At 29.1% G+C, this 24,750-nt stretch carries 20 protein-coding genes; 1 reads left to right on the top strand and 19 read right to left on the bottom strand.

The features are described 5' to 3' along the window. Positions 1–28: 28 nt before the first annotated feature. The 19 genes from WJW32_RS02075 to WJW32_RS02165 all read right to left on the bottom strand — a co-directional run bounded on the left by WJW32_RS02075 (position 29) and on the right by WJW32_RS02165 (position 23,165). Positions 29–2,977 (bottom strand): DEAD/DEAH box helicase, encoded by a 2,949-nt coding sequence (locus tag WJW32_RS02075; protein WP_340254259.1) that lies wholly within the window; start codon positions 2,975–2,977, stop codon positions 29–31. A 123-nt stretch (positions 2,978–3,100) separates the two neighbouring features. Next, positions 3,101–4,324: a NupC/NupG family nucleoside CNT transporter gene (locus tag WJW32_RS02080; RefSeq protein ID WP_340254262.1), complete on the bottom strand. Its 1,224-nt coding sequence runs from the start codon at positions 4,322–4,324 to the stop codon at positions 3,101–3,103. A 347-nt stretch (positions 4,325–4,671) separates the two neighbouring features. After that, positions 4,672–5,991, bottom strand: coding sequence for a DVU_1553 family AMP-dependent CoA ligase (locus tag WJW32_RS02085; RefSeq protein ID WP_340254265.1), 1,320 nt, complete (start codon positions 5,989–5,991; stop codon positions 4,672–4,674). Next, positions 5,991–6,614, bottom strand: coding sequence for a histidine phosphatase family protein (locus WJW32_RS02090; RefSeq protein WP_340254268.1), 624 nt, complete (start codon positions 6,612–6,614; stop codon positions 5,991–5,993). Before WJW32_RS02090 ends, WJW32_RS02085 begins: the two co-directional genes overlap by 1 nt. Further along, positions 6,581–7,681 carry a DVU_1551 family NTP transferase gene (locus WJW32_RS02095; RefSeq protein WP_340254271.1) on the bottom strand — a complete coding sequence of 367 codons (1,101 nt, stop codon included), beginning with the start codon at positions 7,679–7,681 and terminating at the stop codon, positions 6,581–6,583. Before WJW32_RS02095 ends, WJW32_RS02090 begins: the two co-directional genes overlap by 34 nt. Next, positions 7,678–7,926: an XdhC family protein gene (locus WJW32_RS02100; protein WP_340254273.1), complete on the bottom strand. Its 249-nt coding sequence runs from the start codon at positions 7,924–7,926 to the stop codon at positions 7,678–7,680. Before WJW32_RS02100 ends, WJW32_RS02095 begins: the two co-directional genes overlap by 4 nt. After that, a complete protein-coding gene (trsS, locus tag WJW32_RS02105; protein WP_340254276.1) occupies positions 7,923–9,248 on the bottom strand; it encodes a radical SAM (seleno)protein TrsS in 1,326 nt (441 codons plus the stop codon). The genes WJW32_RS02100 and trsS overlap by 4 nt, the downstream gene beginning before the upstream one ends. A 2-nt stretch (positions 9,249–9,250) precedes the next feature. Further along, positions 9,251–9,691 carry a DVU_1555 family C-GCAxxG-C-C protein gene (locus WJW32_RS02110; protein WP_340254278.1) on the bottom strand — a complete coding sequence of 147 codons (441 nt, stop codon included), beginning with the start codon at positions 9,689–9,691 and terminating at the stop codon, positions 9,251–9,253. Positions 9,692–9,694: 3 nt separating this feature from the next. Then, a complete protein-coding gene (gene trsM / locus WJW32_RS02115; RefSeq protein WP_340254280.1) occupies positions 9,695–10,408 on the bottom strand; it encodes a DVU_1556 family methyltransferase in 714 nt (237 codons plus the stop codon). After that, positions 10,405–10,614, bottom strand: a complete 210-nt coding sequence (locus WJW32_RS02120; protein WP_340254283.1) for a DVU_1557 family redox protein — start codon at positions 10,612–10,614, stop codon at positions 10,405–10,407. The genes trsM and WJW32_RS02120 overlap by 4 nt, the downstream gene beginning before the upstream one ends. 2 nt (positions 10,615–10,616) lie before the next feature. Next, on the bottom strand, positions 10,617–12,875 hold the full coding sequence (locus WJW32_RS02125; RefSeq protein WP_340254285.1) for a pyridine nucleotide-disulfide oxidoreductase/dicluster-binding protein: 2,259 nt from the start codon (positions 12,873–12,875) through the stop codon (positions 10,617–10,619). 70 nt (positions 12,876–12,945) lie between these two features. Further along, positions 12,946–15,666 (bottom strand): molybdopterin-dependent aldehyde oxidoreductase, encoded by a 2,721-nt coding sequence (locus WJW32_RS02130; protein ID WP_340254287.1) that lies wholly within the window; start codon positions 15,664–15,666, stop codon positions 12,946–12,948. Between the two features lie 479 nt (positions 15,667–16,145). Further along, positions 16,146–17,231, bottom strand: coding sequence for a phosphodiester glycosidase family protein (locus WJW32_RS02135; RefSeq protein WP_340254289.1), 1,086 nt, complete (start codon positions 17,229–17,231; stop codon positions 16,146–16,148). Positions 17,232–17,555: 324 nt separating this feature from the next. Continuing rightward, on the bottom strand, positions 17,556–19,238 hold the full coding sequence (recJ, locus tag WJW32_RS02140) for a single-stranded-DNA-specific exonuclease RecJ (protein WP_340254291.1): 1,683 nt from the start codon (positions 19,236–19,238) through the stop codon (positions 17,556–17,558). Positions 19,239–19,305: 67 nt separating this feature from the next. Beyond that, positions 19,306–19,533 carry a DUF2164 domain-containing protein gene (locus tag WJW32_RS02145; protein ID WP_340254294.1) on the bottom strand — a complete coding sequence of 76 codons (228 nt, stop codon included), beginning with the start codon at positions 19,531–19,533 and terminating at the stop codon, positions 19,306–19,308. Between the two features lie 98 nt (positions 19,534–19,631). Further along, on the bottom strand, positions 19,632–20,270 hold the full coding sequence (locus WJW32_RS02150; protein WP_340254297.1) for a DUF3786 domain-containing protein: 639 nt from the start codon (positions 20,268–20,270) through the stop codon (positions 19,632–19,634). A gap of 109 nt (positions 20,271–20,379) precedes the next feature. Beyond that, a complete protein-coding gene (locus tag WJW32_RS02155; RefSeq protein ID WP_340254300.1) occupies positions 20,380–21,096 on the bottom strand; it encodes a lysophospholipid acyltransferase family protein in 717 nt (238 codons plus the stop codon). An 83-nt stretch (positions 21,097–21,179) separates the two neighbouring features. Continuing rightward, positions 21,180–21,782 (bottom strand): hypothetical protein, encoded by a 603-nt coding sequence (locus WJW32_RS02160; RefSeq protein WP_340254303.1) that lies wholly within the window; start codon positions 21,780–21,782, stop codon positions 21,180–21,182. Positions 21,783–21,833: 51 nt separating this feature from the next. Further along, a complete protein-coding gene (locus WJW32_RS02165) occupies positions 21,834–23,165 on the bottom strand; it encodes an HD domain-containing protein (RefSeq protein ID WP_340254306.1) in 1,332 nt (443 codons plus the stop codon). Between the two features lie 175 nt (positions 23,166–23,340). Here WJW32_RS02165 and WJW32_RS02170 point away from each other — a divergent pair, with 175 nt between their 5' ends. Next, positions 23,341–24,735 carry an MATE family efflux transporter gene (locus WJW32_RS02170; protein ID WP_340254309.1) on the top strand — a complete coding sequence of 465 codons (1,395 nt, stop codon included), beginning with the start codon at positions 23,341–23,343 and terminating at the stop codon, positions 24,733–24,735. The last annotated feature ends 15 nt before the right edge of the window (positions 24,736–24,750 follow it).

Consider the following 24,750-nt stretch of genomic DNA (forward strand, 5'->3'; position numbering starts at 1 on the left):
TGCTATAGAAGCCATTAAAAAAGCTACTTTAGTTTAAATCAAAAATATATTTTATTTCTTCTTCAGTTAATTTTGAAATTATAGTTTCTCCAGGCTTAATTATAGAATCAATTAATTTCTTTTTCTTTTCCTTAAGTTCATAAATTTTTTCTTCAATTGTATCTTTAGTTATTAGCTTCATAACATGAACAGAGTTCTTTTGCCCAATTCTATAAGCTCTATCAGATGCTTGATCTTCAACGGCAGGATTCCACCAAGGATCAAAATGAATAACTGTATCCGCTCCTGTTAGATTAAGACCTGTTCCTCCAGCTTTTAATGAAATAAGAAATACTTTTCCTTCCCCTTCATTAAATTTCTTAACTAAGCTTCCTCTTTCTTTCATATTAGTTGAACCATCAAGATATTTATAATCAATACTATTTTCATCTAACATATTCTTTATTATATTTAACATAGATGTAAATTGAGAAAATATTAAAATTCTATGTCCACTATATATATTTTCTTTTACAAGCTCTTCCAATAATAAAAGTTTCCCACTATCCCCTTCATAATTTTCAATAAACATTGACGGATGTGCACAAATTTGTCTTAGTCTTGTTATTCCTGAAAGTATCTTAATATGACTTTTTCCAATACCTTTTGTATTTATTTCTTCTTCAATTTCTCCTTTTATTTTATTTAAATATGCTAAATAGATTTTCTTTTGATCATCTGTAAGCTGAGAAATGATTTTACTTTCAATCTTATCTGGAAGTTCATTTAAAACCTCCTTCTTCAACCTTCTTAATATAAATGGTTTTATATATCTTCTTAATTCTTTTAAAGCTTTTTTATCCTGCTCCTTAACTATTGGTCTTTCAAATATTTTAGTAAATTTAGTATGAGATAATAGTAATCCTGGCATTATAAAATCAAAAATTGACCAAAGCTCAATTAACGAATTTTCAATCGGTGTTCCTGTAAGAGCAAAATAACTTTGAGCTTGTATTTCTTTAACACTTTTTGCATTTTGGGATGAAGGATTTTTTATATACTGCGCTTCATCTAATATACAAAATCTAAAAAATAAATCCTTATATAAATCTATATCTCTCCTAATAAGGGGATAAGACGTAATCACAACATCATATCCCTCTATATTATTTATTAATTTTTTTCTTTCTTCTTTACTTCCTGATATAATAACAGTTTTTAAATTCGGAGTAAATTTTTCAATTTCAGATAACCAATTATACACAAGTGATGTTGGAGCAATTATTAATGAAGGACTACTTCCATTTTCAATTTTTTCAGAAAGTAAAAATGTTAAAACTTGAATTGTTTTTCCAAGCCCCATATCATCAGCTAAAATTCCTCCAAATCCATATCTATATAAAGTTTTTAACCATTTAAAACCAAATTTCTGATATTCTCTTAAAATATTATTCATATTTTCTGGAATATTATATTCAATGTCCTCAGGCTCTCTTATATTTTGAACTAATTCTTTAAATTGAAGATTTCTTTTTATAGATTTCATATTAGATTCTTTTAAATATTCATCAATATATAAAGCTTTGAATTTAGGAATGTTTATATCTTCTTTTCCTAAATCCTTTAAATCTAAGTATTCAACTAATCTTCCTAAATTATTCAATTCATCAGTATCAAGAGGTAAAAAGGAACCATTTTTCAATTTATAATATTTTTTCTTTTCCTTAATTAAATTAAATATATTATTTAACTCCGACTTAGTTATTCCTTCTATTTCAAATTTAAATTCCAATAAATTATTTTCAGTTTTTAACTTCACTCCTCCTGAAAATGAAGAAGCTTCATTTATTTTTATAGTTTTAAAACTTTCCGAATAATATATTTGAGCTCTATCTTTTATTAAATAAATCTTATTATATATAAAATCAAATATCTTATCATCATCATCTAAATATATATATTTATTACTTACTTTAAATTCTAAATCTTCAAAATGAGAAAGTATTTCAGTTTCTTTTTCTATATCCCTTAAAATTATCCTATCATCTTTTCGATTATCTTCACTTTCAATTTTAAAAGGATCTATTGTAATATCTCCATATACAAACTTTACATTAGCACTAATGCCTTCTTCTATTTTATTTAAATATATATTTGATTTTAACCCAGGATTGTATATACTGTCCTCTACCATCTCATTAACTTTAACATTTCCTATATTTTTAATTGTAGGATAAACATGTGAAATAAATCTTTCATTATATTTTTTAGGAATCTTAATAACATTTTTATTTTTAGTACCTAACATATCATAAAATGGCTTTATATTTTTCCTTTGATATTCTGATATTCTATGAATTTTATCATTAAAAAAAATATATTCTCTATCCTTTACAAGAGGTATTATATTATTTTCTGTGTTTATTTCTAATTTTAAATCACTCTTTTCTTTCGTTAATAAAAAGTTTATATTTAAGTCTTGGTTAACTATTTTCATATTATTATATTTCACATCATTAATATTAGCATTAAATGGTACTTGATTAACTATTTCAAAAAATTTCTTAATTATACTTTGCGGAAGATATACTTTTTTTCCTTTAAAAAGACTTGTATTATTAAAAGAAAATGATATTTCATCTAATGCTTTTTCTGTATCATAAATTTCCCTTAATAAATCTATAATAAGCTTATCTTCATCCTTAAAATAGTGTATATTCGGATCAAAAGTAAAGTTTTTACCAAAATTCAGTGTTTCTTCATTTATAATAGATTCTATAAATTGTTTTATATTTTTGACCACATATAATCTTTTATCTCCTACTTTCAAACTCAAATAAGTATCATTTAAGAATCCATGTTTTCCATGGATAAATTCATAATCTATCTCAAGATTTAGTAAAACCTTGTTATAACTCTCTTTATAAGTAAAAAAATCTAATACATCCTGTGTTATATATTCTTCTTTTAGATTTCTAAATTTATTTTTATTATTCATTTTTCACCTCTATTTCATTAAACTTTCTAAGTTTACTTTTTGATACATATAAGTATTCAATATTTTATTATATCATAACAAAAAAACAGGAAACCGACTAAAATGTCAGTTTCCTGTTTTGTATTATATTAGTATACCTGCTATAGAAGCTGTTAGAAAGGCTGCTACAGTTCCACCTACTAAAGCTTTTATTCCTAATTGAGCAACTTCACCTCTTCTTTTAGGGGCTAAACCTCCTATGCCTCCTAATAGAACTGCTATAGATGAGAAATTAGCAAATCCACAAAGTGCATAAGTTAATATAGTTATAGTTCTAGGTTGAAGTGCTCCACTTTTTATATATTCTCCTAGTTGTGCATAAGCAACAAACTCATTTATTACTGTCTTTTGTCCTAATAATGAACCTGCAGTAACAATATCTTGAGCAGGAATTCCCATTATATATGCAAGTGGTGCAAATAAGTAACCTAATATAACTTCTAGCCTTAATCCTTGTATTCCTATTAAATTTCCTATTCCTTCAATACCTGCGTTTAACATGCTAATCAAAGCGATGAAAGCAAGTAGCATACCAGCAATATTAAGTGCTAATTGAAGTCCTTCTGATGCTCCTCTTGCTGCTGCATCTATTATATTTGCATCTATTTTTTCTACTTCAACATCAACCTTCCCCTTTGTAACCGGTTCCTCAGTTTCCGGAACTATAATTTTAGAAGCTACTAATGCAGCAGGTGCTGACATTATTGATGCTGCTATTAAGTGTCCAGCATCTACTCCCATGCCTATATATCCAGCCATGACACTACCAGCTACCGTAGCCATTCCACCTACCATTACAGCACTTAACTCTGATCTTGTCATTTTTTCTATATATGGCTTTATAACTAAAGGAGCTTCTGTTTGACTTACAAATATATTTGCAGCTGCTGATACAGATTCTGCACCTGAAGTACCTAAAACCTTAGCCATAAATCCTGCTATATATTTGATTATGAACTGCATAACTCCTACATGATATAATACAGCCATTAAAGCTGAGAAAAATATTAATGTTGGAAGTACTTGAAATGCAAATATAAATCCAAAATTATCTATATCTCCAACTAATCCGCCAAATAAAAACACAGCTCCATCTTTAGAAAAACCTAAAATAGTTGTTGCAAAGTTTGATAAATATTCAAATGCAGTTTTTCCTATACTAGTTTTTAAAATTATGAATGCAAATACAAGCTGAATAAATAATCCTATAAATACCAATTTTAAATCTACCTTTTTCTTATTTTCAGATATTAAATAACATATACCTAAAAGAACAAATATCCCTATTAAACTTATAAACTTCTCCATGTCTAACCTCCTCAGTAGTTTGTAAATATAAATCGAAATTTAATCATAATAATTCGTTTTTGTTATTAAAAATTTATAATTCCATAGTAAAGGCCCTTACAATTATCTATAAATTTATATATAAAAAAACCTTCCCAAATAGGAAGGTATTATCATACACACAGTTATGCTTACAAATATAGTTACTATATTTGTAAAATCTATGTATTAAAAACCTTCCTAATCTCTCTGGACTAGAATTAAAGATTTATTTTCTCTTGAGGAATTATATATCATTTCCAAAGAAAATGTCAATATACATTTTGATTTTAATTATTATTTTATTTATTTTTCTTCAATGATAACGTTTACCTTTTGATTTGTATCAATTTTCGCTTTACCATCCCACTACTAATTTCTACCTCTTCAAGCTCTCCACAGTATCTTAAAGACAGTTTTCCTTCTTTGAAAATCTGACCTATCTTTGACGAGTATAAAGCTTTTTCAATATCTCTTTTATTTACTAGCTTATTTTGATTTAATGATTTTGCATATATTTTTAATGTATCCTTTTCTGTTATAAAAGCTTTGTAATCAATAAGATCTTCTATATTAAACATAGCTTCATCTAGTTGTTCTATACTTATAGCTAAGTCCCTAATCTTTATTTTATCCTCTATTCTTCCTGTTACATAATCCATTCTTCGAAGAATATCACTACATTTACAAGGTTCATTTATAAACCTTGTATAATCTCCAGTTCTATACCTTATAATGGGCATACCTTCTCTTGTAAGAGTTGTAAATACAACTTCTCCCTTTTCTCCTAATGGCATAACTTTACCAGATACGGGATTTATAATTTCAAAATAAAAATCAGCTTCTCTCATGTGATAACCACAACAGTGTTCACATTCAACACCTCCGCCAAATCCCATCTCAGTCATTCCATAATGAGTAAATACTTTACAGTTAAAAGCCTTGCTTGTAACTTCTTTAATAGTATTTGGAACATAATCTGCACTTAGCAATATGCTTTTTAAGCTTATATTATCATACTGTTTATTATCCATCTTAACTTTAGCAACGTTTAAAACTTGTATTGGAATTCCTACAATACAGTCAATTTTTTTATTTTTCATTAATTCTAATACCTTAAATGAATCATTAACAGGTCCTAAAACTATTCCCTCACAGCCTAATCTTTCAAGTGCTTTTTTAAGTAAATCACCTATACTACCATAACTTTGTCCAGGCATTAAAATCAGTACACAATCCCCTTTTGAAACAAGATACTTCATTCCATTATAGAAAAAATCTATAGTCTTTTCTAAATCATTTTCCGTAAAAAAAACTCGTTTTTGCTTACCCGTAGTGCCTGACGTTTTTAAAGTAACTATTCTAGAAATCATATATTGAGGTACACATAAAAAATCTTGTGATCTACTTCTTAGATCTTCAGGTAAAGTAAATGGAATTTTTGAAAAATCTTCAAAATTATTTATTTCATATGGATTTATATCCTTTAGTAGTCTCTTATAAAATAGGCTATTTTTCTTTGCATAATCCATGGCCCTTCTTACCCTATCTAGCTGATATTTTTTCAAATCCTCTAATGTCATATTTTTATTAACGTTTTCACCAAAAATACATTTTTCTATCCATTTTTCATATACAGTATTTTTCATTATCTACGCTCCACAATTTTCTTTAGGTTTATTCCTTTAACTTTTAAATCCTCATCAACTCTCAATACATTAATGCATCCATAATCCTGCTTTATATTAAAGATATGCTTTATATCTATATCTAAAACATATGTAAGTAAGGTTCTAAAAAATCCAGCATGTCCTAGTATAGCAACATTCCCTGTTGTTTTAGCTATTATATCTTTTATAGTTGATACTGCTCTTGTTTGACACTCTCTAAAAGATTCACCATCAGGAACAATAAAATCAGCTATATTATCTATTCTCTTTTCAAACATTTCAGGATATGTAATTTTTACATGCTTAAACGTTAATCCATCCCAGATACCCATATTAATTTCTCTAAGCTCTCTCATATAATCTATTTGGGTATCTTCAAACAATATGTTTGCACTCTGCTTTGCTCTTAATAAATTACTACAAAACACATGATTAATAGGAATATTTAAAAAAATGTCTTTAAGTCTCTTCATTGTTTCAATTCCTTCATTTGAAAGAGAACAATCAGTGTGACCTACATATCTTTTTTCTCCACTAAGCTCTGTTTGACCATGTCTTATAAGGTATATTAGCCTTTGGTTTGAAGATCTTCTATTTGGCATCCTATAATCTCCTCAATCATATTTTTTATTTTTTTTGCAGTGTCAAATCTTTTGTTTATATTATCAATAGCATCTTCACAATCTTTGTATCTATTAATTAAAGATATATGTCTTTCATTTATATCAACCACTTGAGTTTCCTTTATTAACTTATCACAAACATATATAATTTCTCTCTCTCCTATTTTTGTTATATCAGATATATCCATATGAGATTTTATTACTTCATAAAGACAAGGATAGCCTAATTTACTTATAGTAATAGCGCCTTGTTTAGCATGTTGTTTTTCACCCTTTTTAATATCATGTAATAGAGCACCTGTATATGTAAGATTTATATTTATATTGCACCCATTTTCATTAAGTTTTAACCCTATTACTCTGGCAAGTTGAGCTACAGATTCCATATGAAGCTTAGTTTTTTCATCAACATTACAAATTCTCATAATTTCTTTGCATTCAATCTCATCAGGATATGGAAAGTATGAAATATAATCTAATATGGCTTTATAATCTTTTTTATTATCCATATCAAGCAAAATACCTCTATCTGCAACCTGAACAGTTTTACTATTATCTTTATAAAAAGATAATATATGCTTTAATCCTCCTGATCCATTATAGTCTAGTATCTTTTTAGAAATAGAAGTTGAAATAAGAGGAGGGTGTCCTTTTATATTAGAAAAGGCAGGATGAATCACAGTATAGTTTCCTTGTCCATATTCATCAATAATAGTTTTTAATGTAGATACCTTTATACAAGGAATATCTACTGGAAGTACAAAAAAAGCATCTATATCCTCTGGTAATTGTGATAGCCCTGTTTTTACTGATTCTAACATTCCCTTATCAAAATATTTATTATGTACTACCTCAACATCAACAATATTTTCTATCAAATCATGGTTATGACCTGATACAACATATATATTGTTAATATTAGATTTCTTAAAAGTATTTATAACTTTCTTTATAGCAATTTGTCCATGCAAGTCCATAACAGGCTTAAATTCTCCCATACGTGAAGAATATCCCGCAGATAATATTATGGCTGCATATTTTTTCATTTAATTAAGTCTCCTCTAACTTTTATAAGCTCTGCTGCAATGCTTATAGCAATTTCTTCCGGAGTTCCTGCATTTATTTCAAGTCCTATTGGATTGTATACCTTATTAAAATTTAAATCATCTTTTACTATCATTCTAGCACCAGCAGTTCTTGGAGCAGATCCTTTACTATTATAAAGAGTTGCAAGTACAAAGCTTTCCCCCTTGTTCAACAATTCATATCCCTCATTATATAATTCCTTCATTTATTAATCCCCCTATAAAGACTCTTGCCATCTTTATTTGTTAAATTGTATGCACAAAACGGTATGAGATTTCCCTCTTTTGACACAACATGTATACAACAATCTCTAAGTCTTTGGATATCAAGATTCCATGCATCTTGAAAAGCCATTGCTGATATTGAAAAGAAATTTTCTCTAACTTTTCTAGCTAGTTCATCAAATGATTTATACTTTCCATCGTTGTTTGATTCAGTTTTATTTATGGTCCAATTTCTTTTAACAAAATCCTTAGCCTTTCTTGAGCCTTCCTCTCCCTTTTCTTCTTTACATCCACATCCGCTACCACTTACAGGTATTAATTTATTATCTACTTCAATATAATTTGAATGAAAAGAACAAAATGCATTTTCACATCCCGGAGGATTGAAATCCTTAATATTTATTAATCCATCACTTTGTTTGCATAATTTGTTCATAACCTCTGGTAGCGTAATTCTGTCTTTATCCTTTGGCGTATTTGGGATTCTTCCAAAATAACTTACAGGCTGAAAGTGAACTCCTCTTACATAGGGAATATTTTCTATTCCGTATTTAACAATTTCATAGAGATTGTAATCGTTAACACCTGGAACTACAGTGCATACGAGTATAACTCCTATATCCATCTTTTTAAGATTTTCAACTGCAGCCATTTTATATTTTAAAAGTTTTTTCCCTCTTAATGTTGAATAAATATTATCGTCCATACCATCAAATTGTAAGAATACAGAATTCAAACCTGCTTTTTTAAGTTTTTTTACATATTCTAAATCCTTAAGCTTTAACCCATTAGTATTAAGCTGTATAAAGCTAAACCCCATATCATGTCCTAACTTTATAATTTCGTCAAGATCATCCCTTAAAGTTGGTTCTCCACCTGATAATTGTATATTACAATTTCCCGATGCCTTCATAACCCTTTGGTAGTAATATTTTATAGTTTCTATATCTGGCTCACTGTTTTTTCCTGAGTTAGCAAAACAAAATTTACAATTTAAATTACATTTTTGTGTAACCTCAATAAGTGCAGTACAAGTATGTTGTCTATGATTACTACAAAGCCCACAGTCATGTGGGCATCCCTCAGATGTTTCAGTAAAAGGACTTTCAGGATATGCAGCAGTCTTACTTCTTTTCCAAGAATTATAGGTAGGTGATTCTCTCCAAATGATGGTTTCAAATTTTCCATGTTCCCTACATTTTTTTTCAATATATATATCTTTATTTTTCTTAATTTTATATGCCTTTAATGTTTTAAAACATATAGGACATATACTTTTAGTAACCCCTATAATCTCTCCCATTTTTAATCTCCTATATATCCGTATTCTTTAAGTATACTCTTCACTTTTTTATAGGACTGTGTCATTAAATTCCCGCATTTTACAGGATATTTATTGTTATATGTTATCTCTTCAAGATTATCCATTTGTATTATTTCTTCACAATCACAGCTTCCATATTCATTTTCAAACCACTCTATATATTCAATAATCATCTTGTTTAAATTTTCATCTTTTACATCAGTTGAATCTGACTTACCCGCATAAAAACCAAAAATACAAGCTCCTCCCGATATTACTCCACAAATTTTTCCGCTTCCACCTATTCCACCGCAAAGTCCTGTCATAGATTTTACAAGTTCCTTATTTTCACACCCTCTTTTTTTAAGCTCCATCATAATAAGTATCTGGCTACAGCAAAATCCTTGGGAAGCTAGTCTGAACATATCAAATGCATCTTCCATTTTTTAATCCCCCTTTTTTGCAATCATAAAAAAATATCCTGGTTTACACAAAGATAATTTAGTTTTAAAATCCGAACAATTTTCACATGTAGTAATATTCCAAAATTTATCCATAGAGTCATATTTAAATATTATATCTACCATTAGCTGCTTTAAAAGTGATGTCCAATCTTCTAAAATTATTACTTCAAATCCTTTATTTTCAGTTTCTATTAAAAGGTTTTCAATATCTATTAGACCTCTTAAACAGGTTTGAATATCACTATTTTTTAATTCATCAATATAATCAGGTTCTTTTGCAAATACATCAGAAATAATTACAAATCCGCCAGGCTTTAAAACTCTGTGTATTTCTTGTAATGTATCTTCATATTTTTTCATAAGAGAAAGAGTGCATTCAGCAAATACAGCATCAAAGTATTTATTATCATATGGTATACTCTCTCCAACGCCCTCTATAATAGGTAAATTCTTAAGTTCTCTTCCACGATTAATAAGCTTGTGAGATGGGTCTATTCCAAAGGCATCTATTTCAAACTCACTTCTAAGAAAATCTACCGTAGCTCCCATTCCGCATCCGACATCTAATACCTTTTGATTTTTTAAAATATCGCACAATAATACTGCTCTATTAGTTAATAAAAAACCTCCAGGTCTTAATGTATTACCTGTAACACATCTTATATCATCACTTTCATACACCTTATTCTTTTTCATTTATCCTCTAGTCCTTTTTCAACCTCAAGCATTTTGCCAATTGCTAAATCTTCAGGAACTAATACATTTTTACAGACGGGGCATTTTGATAATTCAACTTCAAAATTACCAGACAGATAAATTGCTTTAACACTACCTTCCTCAACATGACAATTACATTTTTGACAAATCCACTCTTCATCATAGTTTTCTTTGTTTACATCCATCTCTACTCCCCCTGTACGTCCATTCTATGAGTATATGCTTTTATGATTTTATAATCATCACAAATTTTTTCATACTCAACCCAATATGTTACATTCACAATTCTTCTAAATGCTAGATAATGGTTAGTTTTTGGATTTAAAAATATATTTTTATTTTCTTGTGCCATACCTATTACTTTTTTAATATCGCCTTCTAGTATTAATCTATCCTCCATAACATCTTTAACATTTTGATTTATTATAAGGTTTATATCCCCGTACTCTTCCTGTAAATCTATTTTTTCACCCCACATATTTAATATAGACATTTTAAGTTTCAATCTATTATCACGTCTTTGAGAAAGTGTTGGCCCCTTTTTACTTGATAATTCATCTATATTTTCTCCAAATATAAGATCTAAGATATGAAGAGTATTCTTTCCTCTTGATACAAAAAGATCTCTACACATCGCACAATATGCAAGATAAACCCCTTCATTCTCCTCAATACGTTTATCTGTTGCATAGTTGCTAAATTCTTTATTTGCAAAATATGAAAGTCCACCATAACCGCAGCATTGTGTATTTTTTTTCGTATACTTTGGCTCAATAACTCCATGTCCAAGCTTTGATAGGATTTCTCTTACACTTTCATGAATATTGGGATAGTCTCTTGCTGTACATGAATCATGCATCACTAGATTTTTTGTTTGATGATTTTTTATCTCATCATTTACTCCCTTTTCATTAAAAACTTCCCATAGTGTAACTAATTCTATATGTGGAAGATATTTTTTAAATATGTAATAACACGTTGAACATGCAACTATAATTGTAGGCTTACCCGTTGATTCCCATGATTTTGAAATATTTTTTATTGATTCTTCAAATAAATCTTCTCTTCCTGCCCATTCTCCAGGTGCTCCACAGCAACCAAGGTATAATCCTACACCACCATCAAGATTTTGTATTAAATAGTCATATGATTTTTGTACATATTGTGGATATGATCCACAAAGCTGGCATCCTGGAAAAAATAAAAACTTACTTTCATTCATGTTTGGTTGCTGCTTTAAAAGAGTAAAATAATCACTATTGTTAAATTCCATGTCCTTTAAAGCAAAATCATGGGCTGATAATGGCATTTTTTCTTTTTGAACCATGCTTTTTCTTGTTTCTCTTATTATTTCACTCATATCAATATTGCTTGGACACTCAGTTTTACATAATCCACATAGCATACAAGAATTTATAGTCTTATTAGCGTAACGATCTCCAAGTATAACTCTTTCATTTTGATTAATCTTTCTTATATATGCCTTTGGATCTATTTTTTCATATTGAAGGTGCGAACATGCCTTGTAGCATTTATGACACTCACACGATATACATCTTTTTGCTTCTAAAATAGCATCATCCTTTGTATTTATTACTACTTGTTTATAATCATTAATATCTTTTGTATCAACCTTTAATTTTGTCTTATATGAGCCTTCCTTATCTCTAAAGGCTACAAGAGATTTTTTATTAATATATCTATCAATAGAAATAGCTGCTCTTCTTCCTGTTGAAACAGATAAAATTATAGATTCATTCCCTGTTACAATTCTCCCTCCACAAAATACTCCTTCAGTTTGAGTTTGAAAGGTTATATTATCTACATCAAGTTTTTCTTTCCAAATGCCCGTTCCTATGTATATAGCTTCATAATCAGATTTTAATTTATCTATATCAACGCTTGATATAGTACTTCCTTTTTTGATTTGTATTCCTGATTTTTGAATATTATCAATTTCTTCTTTAATAACATTACTTGGTATTATATCTTCATCTTTTTCTCTTAATCTCCCACCTAATGTATTATCTTTTTCAAATATGGTTACTGAATACCCCTTGCTTCTAAGATCTATTGCACATGTTAATCCACTAATTCCGCCTCCTACAATTGCAACCTTTTTATGATTATCCCTTACTGGAAGCTTCTTTATTTTTGCATTTGCGCCATACTCTACAATAGCTTTTTCAAGATCATTTATTAAAACTGATCCCCCTTTATTACTCCTAACACAAGAGTCATAGCAAGGATGATCACAGACTCTAGCTATTATTTTAGCCATAGGCATTCTTTTTTGAAGAATCTTATATGCACTCTTGAAATTACCTTTTTGTATTTGCTCAATAAAACCCTTTACATCAACATGAATAGGACACGAGGCTATGCATGGTGCTAAATTATCGTTTATACAGAGGTTCTCTGTTGCAAGTAGCTTTTCAAGATCCATAAGCTTATCCCCTTTTAAGTATTTTTGAAAAGAACCTAAAGTAACATTACTTTAGGTTCTTAAAAAATCTTTATTTATTTAGTCCAGCCTTTATCTTCTCAGGAAGTGCAGGTAGCTTAGTTATTCTAACTCCACATGCATTGTATATTGCATTTATAATTGCAGCATGAGGTGCTGAAAGTGGCATTTCTCCTGCTCCAGATGCTCCATATGGACCGTATGGTCTCTCTGTTTCCATATAAATAAGCTCTATATTATCTGTTACATCTTTTATATTAGGAATTCCGCACTTTGTAAGAGTTGTATGTTTCTTCAAATCCTCAAAGTCTTCACTAAGTGCAAGACCTATTCCTTGTGCAAGACCTCCATAAATCTGTCCATCTACGACAAGCTTATTAACTATAGTACCTACATCTGAAATAATTGTAAGCTTTTCAACATTAACTTTTCCTGTTTGTATATCTACTTCAACCTCTGCTAATAAAAGGCCATACATATAACATGGGAATGGATTTCCTTGTCCTGTCTCAACATCACATGCAGTACAAGCTGCAGTCCATTTGCCATCATGCTTTACAGGTATATTTTCTTCAATCATTTGTGAGTAAGTTCTATAAGTTCCATCTTCCTTTTTCATTGCCTTTAATAAGTTCTCACATGCAACCTTAGTAGCATTTCCAGTAAGAACATTAGAACGGCTTCCTCCTGCTGGCCCACTGTTAGGAGTAAGGTTCATATCATTCATAACAAGCTTTATATCATCAGGCTTTATTCCTAGTGGCTTTAATGATTCATGTGCAATAGCAAGTGTTCCCATATCTGCTCCTTGACCATGATCCTCCCATGAGTTTCCGATTGTAACTCCATTAGGAGTAAGCTCTGCCCAAGCTTCTGAGCTATCAGCTCCATCAAGTCCAGAACCATAAATAAGAAGAGATACTCCTGTTCCGTACTTTTTATCTTCTGATTTTAAATTTTTCTCTTTTGCTCTTTCCTTCGCTTCATTGTACATAGGTCTCATTTTTTCTATCATTTCAGGGAAGCATATAATGTCCGGTTTACAACCTGATGGAGTTGTACTTCCTTCTCTATATACATTCTTGTATCTAAATTCTAATGGGTCCATTCCAATTTTTTCTGCAAGCTCATCTATTAAAACCTCAGATGAGAATAATGATTGTGGTGATCCATATCCTCTAAAAGCTGAACCCCATGCATGATTTGTACAAACTGTTCTTCCTTCTCCTCGTATGTTATCTATATTATATCCAGCTCCTATAAACTGTGATCCCCTCATAGTAAGAAGGTCTCCAAATTCTGAATATGGTCCATGATCTACACTCCAGTCAGTCTCAAGTGCTTTAATATTTCCATCCTTATCAGCACCCATCCTAACATTAATGAAGAAAGGAGATCTCTTTCCTGTATAAGTTATTTGTTGATACATGTTAAATTCAAGATATACTGGCTTATTAGTTGCCATGGCTGCAACTGCTAATAAGGCTTCAATAGTTGGACTAAATTTATATCCAAATGTTCCTCCAGTAGGATTTTGAACAATAGCTATTTTATCAGGAGAAAGACCAATCCCATCCGCTATCATAAGAGCATGAAAATGAAGGGCTACACTCTTCGAATGTATATTTATCTTTCCATCTTCTCCAAAGAAAGCAAATCCTACATCAGGCTCTATTGGAAGATGTGGTTGTCTTCCTACATAAAAATCATCTTCAACTACATATTCACATTCTTCAAATACCTTATCAGTATCCTCACCCTTTACTACCTTTGTTGTATAGTATATATTAGGTGTTCCTGGATGAATTTCAATAGCATCCTCTGCCATAGCTTCTGGAGCACTCATATACGCCGGAAGTTCTTCAAGCTCAACCTTAACTTTCTTGCAAGCCTCCTCAGCATGAGTCGGAGTATCTGCTAACACCATAGCTATAGCATCTCCGAATTGAAATACCTTCTCATCGCAAAGTATAGGTCTATCAAGTCCATCTCCAAGATTAGATGGAAAAGCTAATCCATTTATTCTATTGCTACCTTTAACATCTTTATATGTAAGTACTCTGTATACCCCTGGCATTTTTTCAGCTTCACTAGTGTCTATTGAAATTATATTTGCATGTGACACTTGAGCTTGAACAAGTTTAATATGAAGAGTATCATCAGGAAGCGTAACTCCAAGGTCTGCTCCAAAATCCCAAGTTCCAGTGACCTTTGCACAAGCTGAAGGTCTTACATAATCTGTTCCTAAAATACTAGCTCCTTCAGGAAGCTTATACCATATATCTTCTTTTGTTATCTCACCTCTTATAAGTTTTGCAGCAGTCATTACAGCATCAACTAATGGCTTATATCCTGTACATCTACATACATTTCTAGTTTTTTGGAACCAATCTCTAACTTCTTCTCTTGTAGGATTATTATTTTCATCTAATAAAGCCTTTGCCGAAACTATAAATCCAGGTGTACAAAATCCACATTGAGCTGCTCCATGTATCATCCATGCAAGCTGAACTGGATGCAAATTATCTGATGATCCTATACCTTCAATAGTTATAATTTCAGATTCATTCTCAACTCTTTTCATCCTAACAATACATGCTTTACTAACTTTACCATTTAAAATAACATTACAAGCTCCACATTCTCCTTTTCCACAGCCTACCTTTGTACCAGTAAGTAATAATTGCTTTCTAAGTACATCAGCTAAAGTAGCATCAGGACTTACAATTATTGTTTTTAAAACCCCATTAATTTTTAACTTCTTCTTTAACACTAGTATCCCCCTATAGATTTATTTACCATTTCCCAAAGCTACAGTTTAGAAAATGGCATGCATCATAATTACAACATAATACACTATGGCCCAATCTTCTAATAGACTTTTTGTCTATTTCATGTAAAAAGCCTTCTTTAATATCCCATGCATAAATATTTTATTTCCCAATCTCTAAAAGTTTATCCACATCCTCATCTTATATAACATGTCCCTTTTTAAATGCAACACCTTTAAACTTACCTTGGATAAACTCTGTGCTATCATGGCATAATACCATACCTATAGCTTCACTAACACCTGATTCCATCTCCCTAAGTACAATAAATACTATATTTTTTAAGCATTAGTTAGACATTACATTATATGTTTTAGAAGTTATTTTAATTACAATTTTAGAAAATTATAATTCTATGTATATAAAAAAGTAGCTGTCTTTAGAAATTATCATTTCCTAAGACAGCTACTTTTTCATTAGTTTATTTATTTACAATGTCCTCAGTAAACACAAGTGCATTATTTATATTTCTTCCAGGTGAAGTTATATAATTACCTTGATAATAAAGGCTAGATGATGCTCCTCCATCCATACACATAGCTCCCTTAAGGTTCATTTCTTTACATATTTGAGCTAGTTCCTTTAAGTTTGCATTTGAAACTGTTCCCATTACCAATTTATTTTCATAAGTATACCCTATAAAACTTCTTTGAGCACGAGATGTATTTATCTTACTTTCCCAAAATCCCTCTTGTGATCCATTTGCAGTTATTTTGCCATCTATTATAAGGCTTGGTCCAGCTCCTATAGCACAGGTCACTTCTTCCCACTTAACATTACCTTCTATATTTTGATTTATATTCTTAGATTCAAAATTACATTTGTAGGATATTGTATCTCCAACTTTAAATCTTTCTACTAGGTATTTCACTTCTTGATTAAATACTATTATACATCCATTTTTAGATGCCCATAGATTATCTTGATTTTCAACTATATGCTTAACAACTCCATCTTCAACAATAACCGCCTTTGCATTTTTTGAAGAAATAGGATCATTATATTTATCAGTATATATAACTATTGCATCTTTTTCAGTTCTTGGATGATTAAGCCCCCATGCATAAAATTGCATATCATCATTTATATATCCATCTATAGTTATATTAAGATTGTCTATAATCATCTTGTTATCAGCTGTAAATCCCATAACCGATCCATAATTTCCTATATGAACCACTTTACCATCTTCTATAAAAGTTCCATAGGGAAGATTAGATCCATCATATGCACTAAAATATGTTCCATTTATTCCACCTATAACTCTATTAGTAGCAGTCTTTTTTATATCTGTCATATGTTTTAAAGAATCAGCCGAAGCTATCTTTTCATGAGCTCTTGCCACCTTAGGTTTTATAGTCTTATTATTCATATCTATAAGTACAATCTTGGCAGTTTTATTTACACTTTTAAAATGTTGATTATAACTTACATATGGTGAGAATGCACATATTTGTATTACTGAAATACATACTATCATGAATGTTATTAAAACTATTTTCTTCATTTTTCCCTCTCCTGTCATCAGATTTTTAGTCATGTTTTTCTAATATCTTATTTTTTTATAAATTTTCTCTAGAGTACAGATATACTTAAAAATGCCGTTCATTTAAATGTTAGCTACTTTTTTGTTAACATTTTTCCATAAAACTTAGATTATGTCGTTTAAATATCCGTTAAGAAACTTCATTGTTTGAACATAGTGAGTTCATGAAGTTTTAGGTTATTTAATAAGACGTAATCTGTAGTTTTATAAAAATGTTGACTAAGTAGCGGTATTTCAATGAATGACATTTTTCGCTTAACCACTATCTTTAATAATTAAAATAAGCTATTTAGATTCCTTTATATCCTCCATAACCATCTGAGGAGTAATTTTCCCATTATATTCATTAATTTCCGGACTAAATACTACATCAACAGTGTTTTGATTACTCAATCCATCGTATTTTTCAGCAAGTGAAAATCCTATTCCACTTAAGAATGTATTTTCCTTTTTTCCACTAAACTTTAGATGGACATTATTGTTTCCACACCCCTTAGTCCAACTAGGATTTACTTGTATATCTTTTATCATAAATAACGGCTTTGGATTAGCCATACCATAAGGTTCAAGTTTTGATATCTCATTTATAAGGTTTACACTCAATTGATCTGCATCAAGTTCTGTCATTATATTAATCTTTGGAACAAATATTTCTGGGTTATACAATTTTATCTCCTTAGCTCTTTTATCAAGCTTTTCTCTTAACTCATCTAACTTGTCTTCTTCTAGTGAGAATCCACATGCCATTTCATGGCCTCCAAATCCCAAGAATAAGTCTGATACATTGACAAGTTCATCGTATATATTAATACCCTTTATACTTCTTCCACTTCCCTTAATATATCCTTCTTCAGTTTTTGTAACTACTAAAGTTGGCTTATAGAATACGTCTTTTATCCTACCTGCAACAATTCCTATAACTCCTTCTGACACTCCATCCGCTCTTATAACTAAAAAATCATAATTCATATAGTTAGTCTCTACTAATAACCGAGCGAATTCTTCTCCTTTTTCTTGAATAGCTTGTCTTTCACTATTTAAATTGTGAAGCATGGCTGCTACTTTTTTAGCTTCTTCCTCATTTTTTTCCAAAAGAAGTTTAACTCCAAGCTTTGCATCTTCAATTCTTCCGGCAGCATTAAAGCACGGTCCTAGTACATATCCTATTCTTCCAGCACTTATCTCTTTTTCATCAAGTCCAACTTCTTTTCGCAAAGATAATATACCTAATCTTTTATTTGAATTTATTCTTTTTAACCCGTATTTAACTAAGGTTCTATTTTCATCTATTAAAGGAACAAGGTCTGCTATTGTTCCAAGTGCTACAAGATCAAGTGGAACCGATAATGTATTTCTCGGAAGATCTAATTCTCTTTGAAGAGCTTGAGCTAATTTAAAAGCTACTCCACATCCACAAAGTTCTTTAAATGGATACTCATCACCATCTTGCTTTACATTTATTATTATACACTCTGGAAGTTTTTCAGGCGGATTATGATGGTCTGTAACTATAATATCAAGACCTATTTCTTTAGCATAATTTACCTCTTCAAATGAACTAATACCGTTGTCTACAGTTATAATTAAATCTGCATTCATATCCTCTTTGATATGCTTTATAGCATCTTTATTAAGTCCATATCCTTCTGAGAATCTATTAGGTATATAATAGTCTATGTTTTCAATTATATTTGAAAAAAATTCTACCAGTAATGCAGATGATGTAACCCCATCAACATCATAATCTCCAAATATAACTATTTTATTGTCATTATGTATATGATATTTTATTTTATCTACCGCTTCCTTCATGTTCTTCATAAGGAAGGGATTGTATGTTTTTTTCGGCTTATCACTTAGAAATTCTTCTATTTCTTCTTTATCAGTTATACCTTTGTAGTGAAGTATACTTTCAACCACAGATAGCCCTTGTATTTTTTCTCCTTTTATATCCCAAATTTTATTCATTATTTCCTCCCAAATATATCTAATCTTCTATAAGTTCAAATCTATACTTTTGATTAGTAGAATTTAATTAATATTTTTGAATTTCAAACAACTCTTCTACTCTATCACTCATATATTTATAAGAGTCGCATACTCCTTGATTATAAAACTCTGCCGCAAGATCCTTGATAAAAAAATCTAAAATCATAGAAGATGCTAAATCTCCTAAATCTTCATCTCTTTCATCTTGAAAATATTTCTTTATTGATGAAATCATTTTTGCTTTTTTCTCTTTGCTTAAATTTATTTTATCCATAATATCTCCTTTTTTTAATATTAAAAAACCTCTTTATACAAGTCTATTATATCATTTACAATAAACTTTGTATTAAAGAGGTTTTTATAAATATTTTTTTATTTATACATCCCTAGATCAAGAGGTAATTTCCCTCTATTTTTTATAAAAGTTATTGCAATATCTACCACTACAGCTAAGTCTTCTGCATTAAAATAATATTCTATATTACTATCAAACAATACATTAGCAGACGGATCAAATTCTTCATCACCTTCCCATATTATAAATGTAAAAAATACATTTTTTAAGAATTCAAATTTATATGCTAAATCACCCTTATTAGTCTTTTCACATTCTATATTTTTAAAATCCTGTTCAAATTTCTTTAAGTTATTCCCATATATATTAGCAAGTCTTAATATTGTTCTACTATAAAAGTTTTTATAGTATACATGACCTCCATTAATATCCTTGAATGTTATATCTTTTCCTGTTTGAGATATTCCTTGACCATTTACAAGATATCTTAGTATCATTATTTTTATAATGTATGAATTTATTCTTTCATCATTTTCATTATATATATCACCACTTGGATATTTGACTTTATAGTTTTTATTTATAATCTTTAATATAAATGTATTATTATCTTCATGGTATTCATTCCCTGTAAGTCTAGCCATCTTCTTTGGATCTGTTTTTTGAAATATATCCCTTATATATTCATATGGTACTCTTCCTTGTCTGTTATCCATAATTTCACAACCTCCTTTTGCAAAATTTTACCATATAATTTGTATAAGCGAAATAGAAAAAACAGGCTAAGAATTAATATTCTAAGCCTGTTTTTTCTTATATGTTTTTTTACTTTAAATTACTTTTTATAATATTTTTTATGTTTTCTGTAAGAGATTTGGTATCCTTGTCCATGCCTTCTGTAATTTCTACCGGCTCAGAAATTATCACCTCAACCTCCGCTGGTCTTATTATAAAGCTTCCTTTTTTCATAATATCCTTAGATCCATTTATAGTAACAGGAACTATACTAACTTTTGATTTAGTAGCAAGTTTTAAGGCTCCAGGCTTAAATTCCCCTAATTTACCATCCTTACTTCTAGTACCCTCTGGAAATATTACCATAGAATATCCTTGCTTTAAGTTATTAATGCCTTGTTTAATTGATTTTACAGACTCTCTGTTATTAGATCTGTTTAAGAATATACAATTCATATATTCCATCCAAGTTCTCAGTAAAGGTAGTTTCTTTAACTCTTCCTTTGCAACAAATGCCTTAGGTTTTTTTATAAAACCTAAAAGTATTGGAATATCAAAATTTCCTTGATGATTACTAACAAATAATACAGCTTCATTATTAGGTATATTATCTTCACCTATAACATTTACCTTAGTTCCACTTAATTCAACTAAAGCTTTAGCCCAATTGCTGGCCTTTGCATATACTATTTGGTCTTTTTTAGGTATATCACCTTGTTCATCTAATTTCTTTACCTTTTTCATATCTGGTATTAAAGCTATTAAACTATACCAAAAATAAATAAACCATCTTATAGTTCTTAACATACTATTCACCCCATTTTTCTAAACCTAATATGTACTCAATATATTCTAACATATTAACTATAGATTGTGATGAATGAATGTAACTATACACTAGTTATTTTATCAAATACACCTTTTAAATTTTTACAGTCTCCAACTAATGTCTTATTTTTAAATAAGGATATATTAAAATCTAAATCTTCTATATATTTATTTGCATTTATCTTTTCATATTTTAATAATCTTAACTTTTCTATTTCTTCTTTTAAAAATCCACAGTCATTATATTGAATTTCATTGCAGGTAGATGCATTTCCATTTGAATTTATATACCATCCGAAATCATTTCCTAAAACTGAAAATTTAGACTTATTTGGATTTACATGTAATATAAATTCTTTTAAATTTTTTTTATCATTTTCAAATGCTAATGTATATTCTCTAGATTCTCCAAATAATTTTATAGTATATTTATTATTTTTAGCTATTATACTTTTATCATATTCATTATCTATATAAAACTTATTCTTTTGAAATATCATAGAAAAATCATAAAACATATTATCAATAAATAATTTTTGTTTTAAATTAAAATCATAAGCAAGTTGCTCATTTATTGATACTAATTGAACTATATTATTTAAGTAATTTATAGGTATTTCATAATTTATACTTTTATCTATATATTTGTAGTTATCAATATCCATAATTTCCTCCTTGCATATTAATATCTACACTATATCCTTTAAATATAAAATTTATACATTTTTCAACTTCAATTCGTTACTTTCTATTAAATCATTTAATATATCTTTATTTATGAAAATATCAGTTTTTTCTTCACATACACTTTGAGATATTATATTAGAAGCCTCACTCAAATCTTTTATATTCCGTCTATTATCATACACAAATATATTGTCTTTCTTAATTTCATATGCTTTGTAATTTTTTGAAACCTCTAACCAAAAATACTCTTTTTTCAAATCTTCAACTTCATATCCTATTTTTTTCAAATCACTTATTAGTTTTGATTTATATAAATCCATGTTTTCAATATCATTTAATTGCTCAAATTTATTTCTATCTACAACACATTTGCATAATTTAGACAGTATTAAATCATTACTGTTTCTAAGTTCACTAAATAGATATAATAAAGTAGAATCATCAATTGATGTATATTCATCTAATGTATATTCCCTATCTGTAAGTATAGGTATTATGCCCTTTGGAATCATATATTTATTTAAATCATTACATTTAAACAACTCTTTCATTCTAAAAAATATCTTTTTTATTACCCCTTCCATTTCACACTTAAAACTATGGTTGTATACGCCCTTATGCATCTGATATCTTGATAAAAGATATGACTCTATATCTGGTATGTATTTTTCATATACACATAAAAAATATTTATCTTTAATATTTTTTATAGTCATAGATTTTATTATCCTAGATATATCTATATTACCGTAGCTAACACCAGTATGAACAGAATCTCTTAGTATGTAATCCATTCTATCTGCATCTATTTGACTACTCACTAAAGAAGATAGTATGAAGCTTAAATCTATCTCTTTATCACAATAATTTTGTTTATACGAAGATTTATTTATAAGACTTGCTACATCTTTTGGAAAATCTTGATCAAAATTTTCCACTAATACTTTATTTAAGTCTGTACTTTCATCTGTTATTATTTTAATTGTCCAGATCTCGTGATTCATGGTTTTATTTGAACATATTTCCTCAAATGTATGAGAGAATGGTCCATGACCTATATCATGAAGTAAAGCCGCAGCTAATGCTACTTCTTTGTCCCTACTATCAATACTCATATTTATATTTTTAAATTCTTTTTCAAAATGTTTTATAATCCGACCCATAATATGAAATGTACCTAAAGAATGAGAAAATCTAGTGTGTTCAGCACATGGAAATAATAAATTAACTATAGCCAGTTGACGAATCCTTCTAAGCCTTTGAAATTCAGAAGTATCTATTATTTTTAAAAATTTATTACTAAGAAATATATCTCCATGAATGCAATCTCTAATAAACTTACCATCCATATTATTATGCATTTAATCACCTCTTTACTTAAATATATTCTAAATAATTCATCAAAATTCTTATTGACAAAACCTATTTATGTATTTATTATTAATATAGTAAAATATAACTATGTAAAAGTGTTGAAACCCCCACTTCAAAAAAACTCGAAGTGGGGGTTTTTTTATTTGAAAGGAGAGATTATAAATGATATTTAATACTTTAAGTGATTTAAAAAAGGATAAACAATTTTATAAGAATTTATTCATTATAACTATACCGATAATACTTCAAAACTTAATAACATCATCACTTAATATGCTAGATACTATGATGATAGGTAAAATAGGAGAAGTTGAGCTTGCATCTGTTGGTATAGCAAATCAATACTACTTTCTATTTTCTTTATTTGCCTTGGGTATCAGTGGTGGTTGTGGTGTTTTAATAGCTCAGCTATGGGGAAAAAATGATACTGATAATATAAAAAAAGTATTAACTAAATGCTTATCTGTAAGTGTAATAATATCACTAGCTTTTTTAATTATAGGTATTGCAATTCCACAAAATATAATGGCGATATTTAACAAAGATGCATCAGTTATAAATATAGGTAGTAGATACCTTAAAATAACAGTATTAAGCTATATATTTACAGGAATATCTTTTACATTTGCATCTGCTCTTAGAAGTGTTAACAATACCAAACTACCTATGTTTGCAAGTTTAGTAGGCCTTATAGTAAATGCTGTTTTAAACTATATATTGATATTTGGTAAACTTGGAATGCCAGAACTTAAAACAGAAGGTGCTGCAATAGCTACACTTATAGCAAGAACTTGTGAATGCACAGTTATTGTATTCAATTTATACTCTAAAAATAGTGTCTTAAAAATTGGACTTAAAGATTTTAGTGGATTATCTGATAATCTAAAAAAAGTTTTATCATCTGTGACTATCCCAATAGTGCTAAACGAAGCTTGCTGGGGACTCGGTAACGTAACATATATTGCAATATACGCGAGAATAAGCACAAAAGCAGCAGCTTCTATGCAAATATGTTCAACTATAATGAATTTATTCATGATAGTTAGTTTCGGTCTTGGTTATGCAACTGTTGTTGTAATAGGAAATGAAATAGGAGCTAATAGAGAAGATGTGGCTATAGAATCATCAAAGAAAATAGCTAAGCTGTCTGTACTTATTTCTTTATTTATAGGTATAGTTCTTTTTATAGCTGCAAAGCCTATAGTTTCTTTCTTCAATGTATCAAACGAGGTTAAAATATATTCAACCTATATACTTTATGTATATTCAATACTAATGGTTATTAAAGTTTATAACTTCATTATGATAGTTGGAATACTTAGAGGTGGGGGAGATACAACTTATGGATCTATCCTTCAAGGAATCACTCTTTGGTTTATAGGAATACCTCTAGCTTTTATCGCAGCATTTGTGTTTTATCTACCTGTGTATTTAGTTGTTGCATTTACTGCATTTGAAGAGATAACTAAGTTTATATTTATACGAAGAAGATTTAAATCATTCAAATGGATAAGAAATATGGTAAATGACAATTCTAGTAATATTGAATTCATTTAAAAAAGGGCTTACTAA

It is taken from the genome of Tepidibacter sp. Z1-5, from assembly GCF_037844525.1.
Taxonomy (GTDB): Bacteria; Bacillota; Clostridia; order Peptostreptococcales; family Peptostreptococcaceae; genus Tepidibacter_A.

Excerpts from the sequence above, each read along its gene's own strand:
- recJ (WP_340254291.1), bottom strand. The coding sequence starts at position 19,238 with ATGAATAAAATTTGGGATATAAAAGGAGAAAAAATACAAGGGCTATCT.
- WJW32_RS02150 (WP_340254297.1), bottom strand. The coding sequence starts at position 20,270 with ATGGATAACAGACAAGGAAGAGTACCATATGAATATATAAGGGATATA.
- WJW32_RS02125 (WP_340254285.1), bottom strand. The coding sequence starts at position 12,875 with ATGGATCTTGAAAAGCTACTTGCAACAGAGAACCTCTGTATAAACGAT.
- WJW32_RS02075 (WP_340254259.1), bottom strand. The coding sequence starts at position 2,977 with ATGAATAATAAAAATAAATTTAGAAATCTAAAAGAAGAATATATAACA.
- WJW32_RS02165 (WP_340254306.1), bottom strand. The coding sequence starts at position 23,165 with ATGCATAATAATATGGATGGTAAGTTTATTAGAGATTGCATTCATGGA.
- WJW32_RS02145 (WP_340254294.1), bottom strand. The coding sequence starts at position 19,533 with ATGGATAAAATAAATTTAAGCAAAGAGAAAAAAGCAAAAATGATTTCA.
- trsS (WP_340254276.1), bottom strand. The coding sequence starts at position 9,248 with ATGGGAGAGATTATAGGGGTTACTAAAAGTATATGTCCTATATGTTTT.
- WJW32_RS02090 (WP_340254268.1), bottom strand. The coding sequence starts at position 6,614 with ATGCCAAATAGAAGATCTTCAAACCAAAGGCTAATATACCTTATAAGA.
- WJW32_RS02100 (WP_340254273.1), bottom strand. The coding sequence starts at position 7,926 with ATGAAGGAATTATATAATGAGGGATATGAATTGTTGAACAAGGGGGAA.
- WJW32_RS02170 (WP_340254309.1), top strand. The coding sequence starts at position 23,341 with ATGATATTTAATACTTTAAGTGATTTAAAAAAGGATAAACAATTTTAT.
- WJW32_RS02110 (WP_340254278.1), bottom strand. The coding sequence starts at position 9,691 with ATGGAAGATGCATTTGATATGTTCAGACTAGCTTCCCAAGGATTTTGC.
- WJW32_RS02120 (WP_340254283.1), bottom strand. The coding sequence starts at position 10,614 with ATGGATGTAAACAAAGAAAACTATGATGAAGAGTGGATTTGTCAAAAA.
- WJW32_RS02160 (WP_340254303.1), bottom strand. The coding sequence starts at position 21,782 with ATGGATATTGATAACTACAAATATATAGATAAAAGTATAAATTATGAA.
- WJW32_RS02080 (WP_340254262.1), bottom strand. The coding sequence starts at position 4,324 with ATGGAGAAGTTTATAAGTTTAATAGGGATATTTGTTCTTTTAGGTATA.
- WJW32_RS02085 (WP_340254265.1), bottom strand. The coding sequence starts at position 5,991 with ATGAAAAATACTGTATATGAAAAATGGATAGAAAAATGTATTTTTGGT.
- trsM (WP_340254280.1), bottom strand. The coding sequence starts at position 10,408 with ATGAAAAAGAATAAGGTGTATGAAAGTGATGATATAAGATGTGTTACA.
- WJW32_RS02135 (WP_340254289.1), bottom strand. The coding sequence starts at position 17,231 with ATGAAGAAAATAGTTTTAATAACATTCATGATAGTATGTATTTCAGTA.
- WJW32_RS02095 (WP_340254271.1), bottom strand. The coding sequence starts at position 7,681 with ATGAAAAAATATGCAGCCATAATATTATCTGCGGGATATTCTTCACGT.
- WJW32_RS02155 (WP_340254300.1), bottom strand. The coding sequence starts at position 21,096 with ATGTTAAGAACTATAAGATGGTTTATTTATTTTTGGTATAGTTTAATA.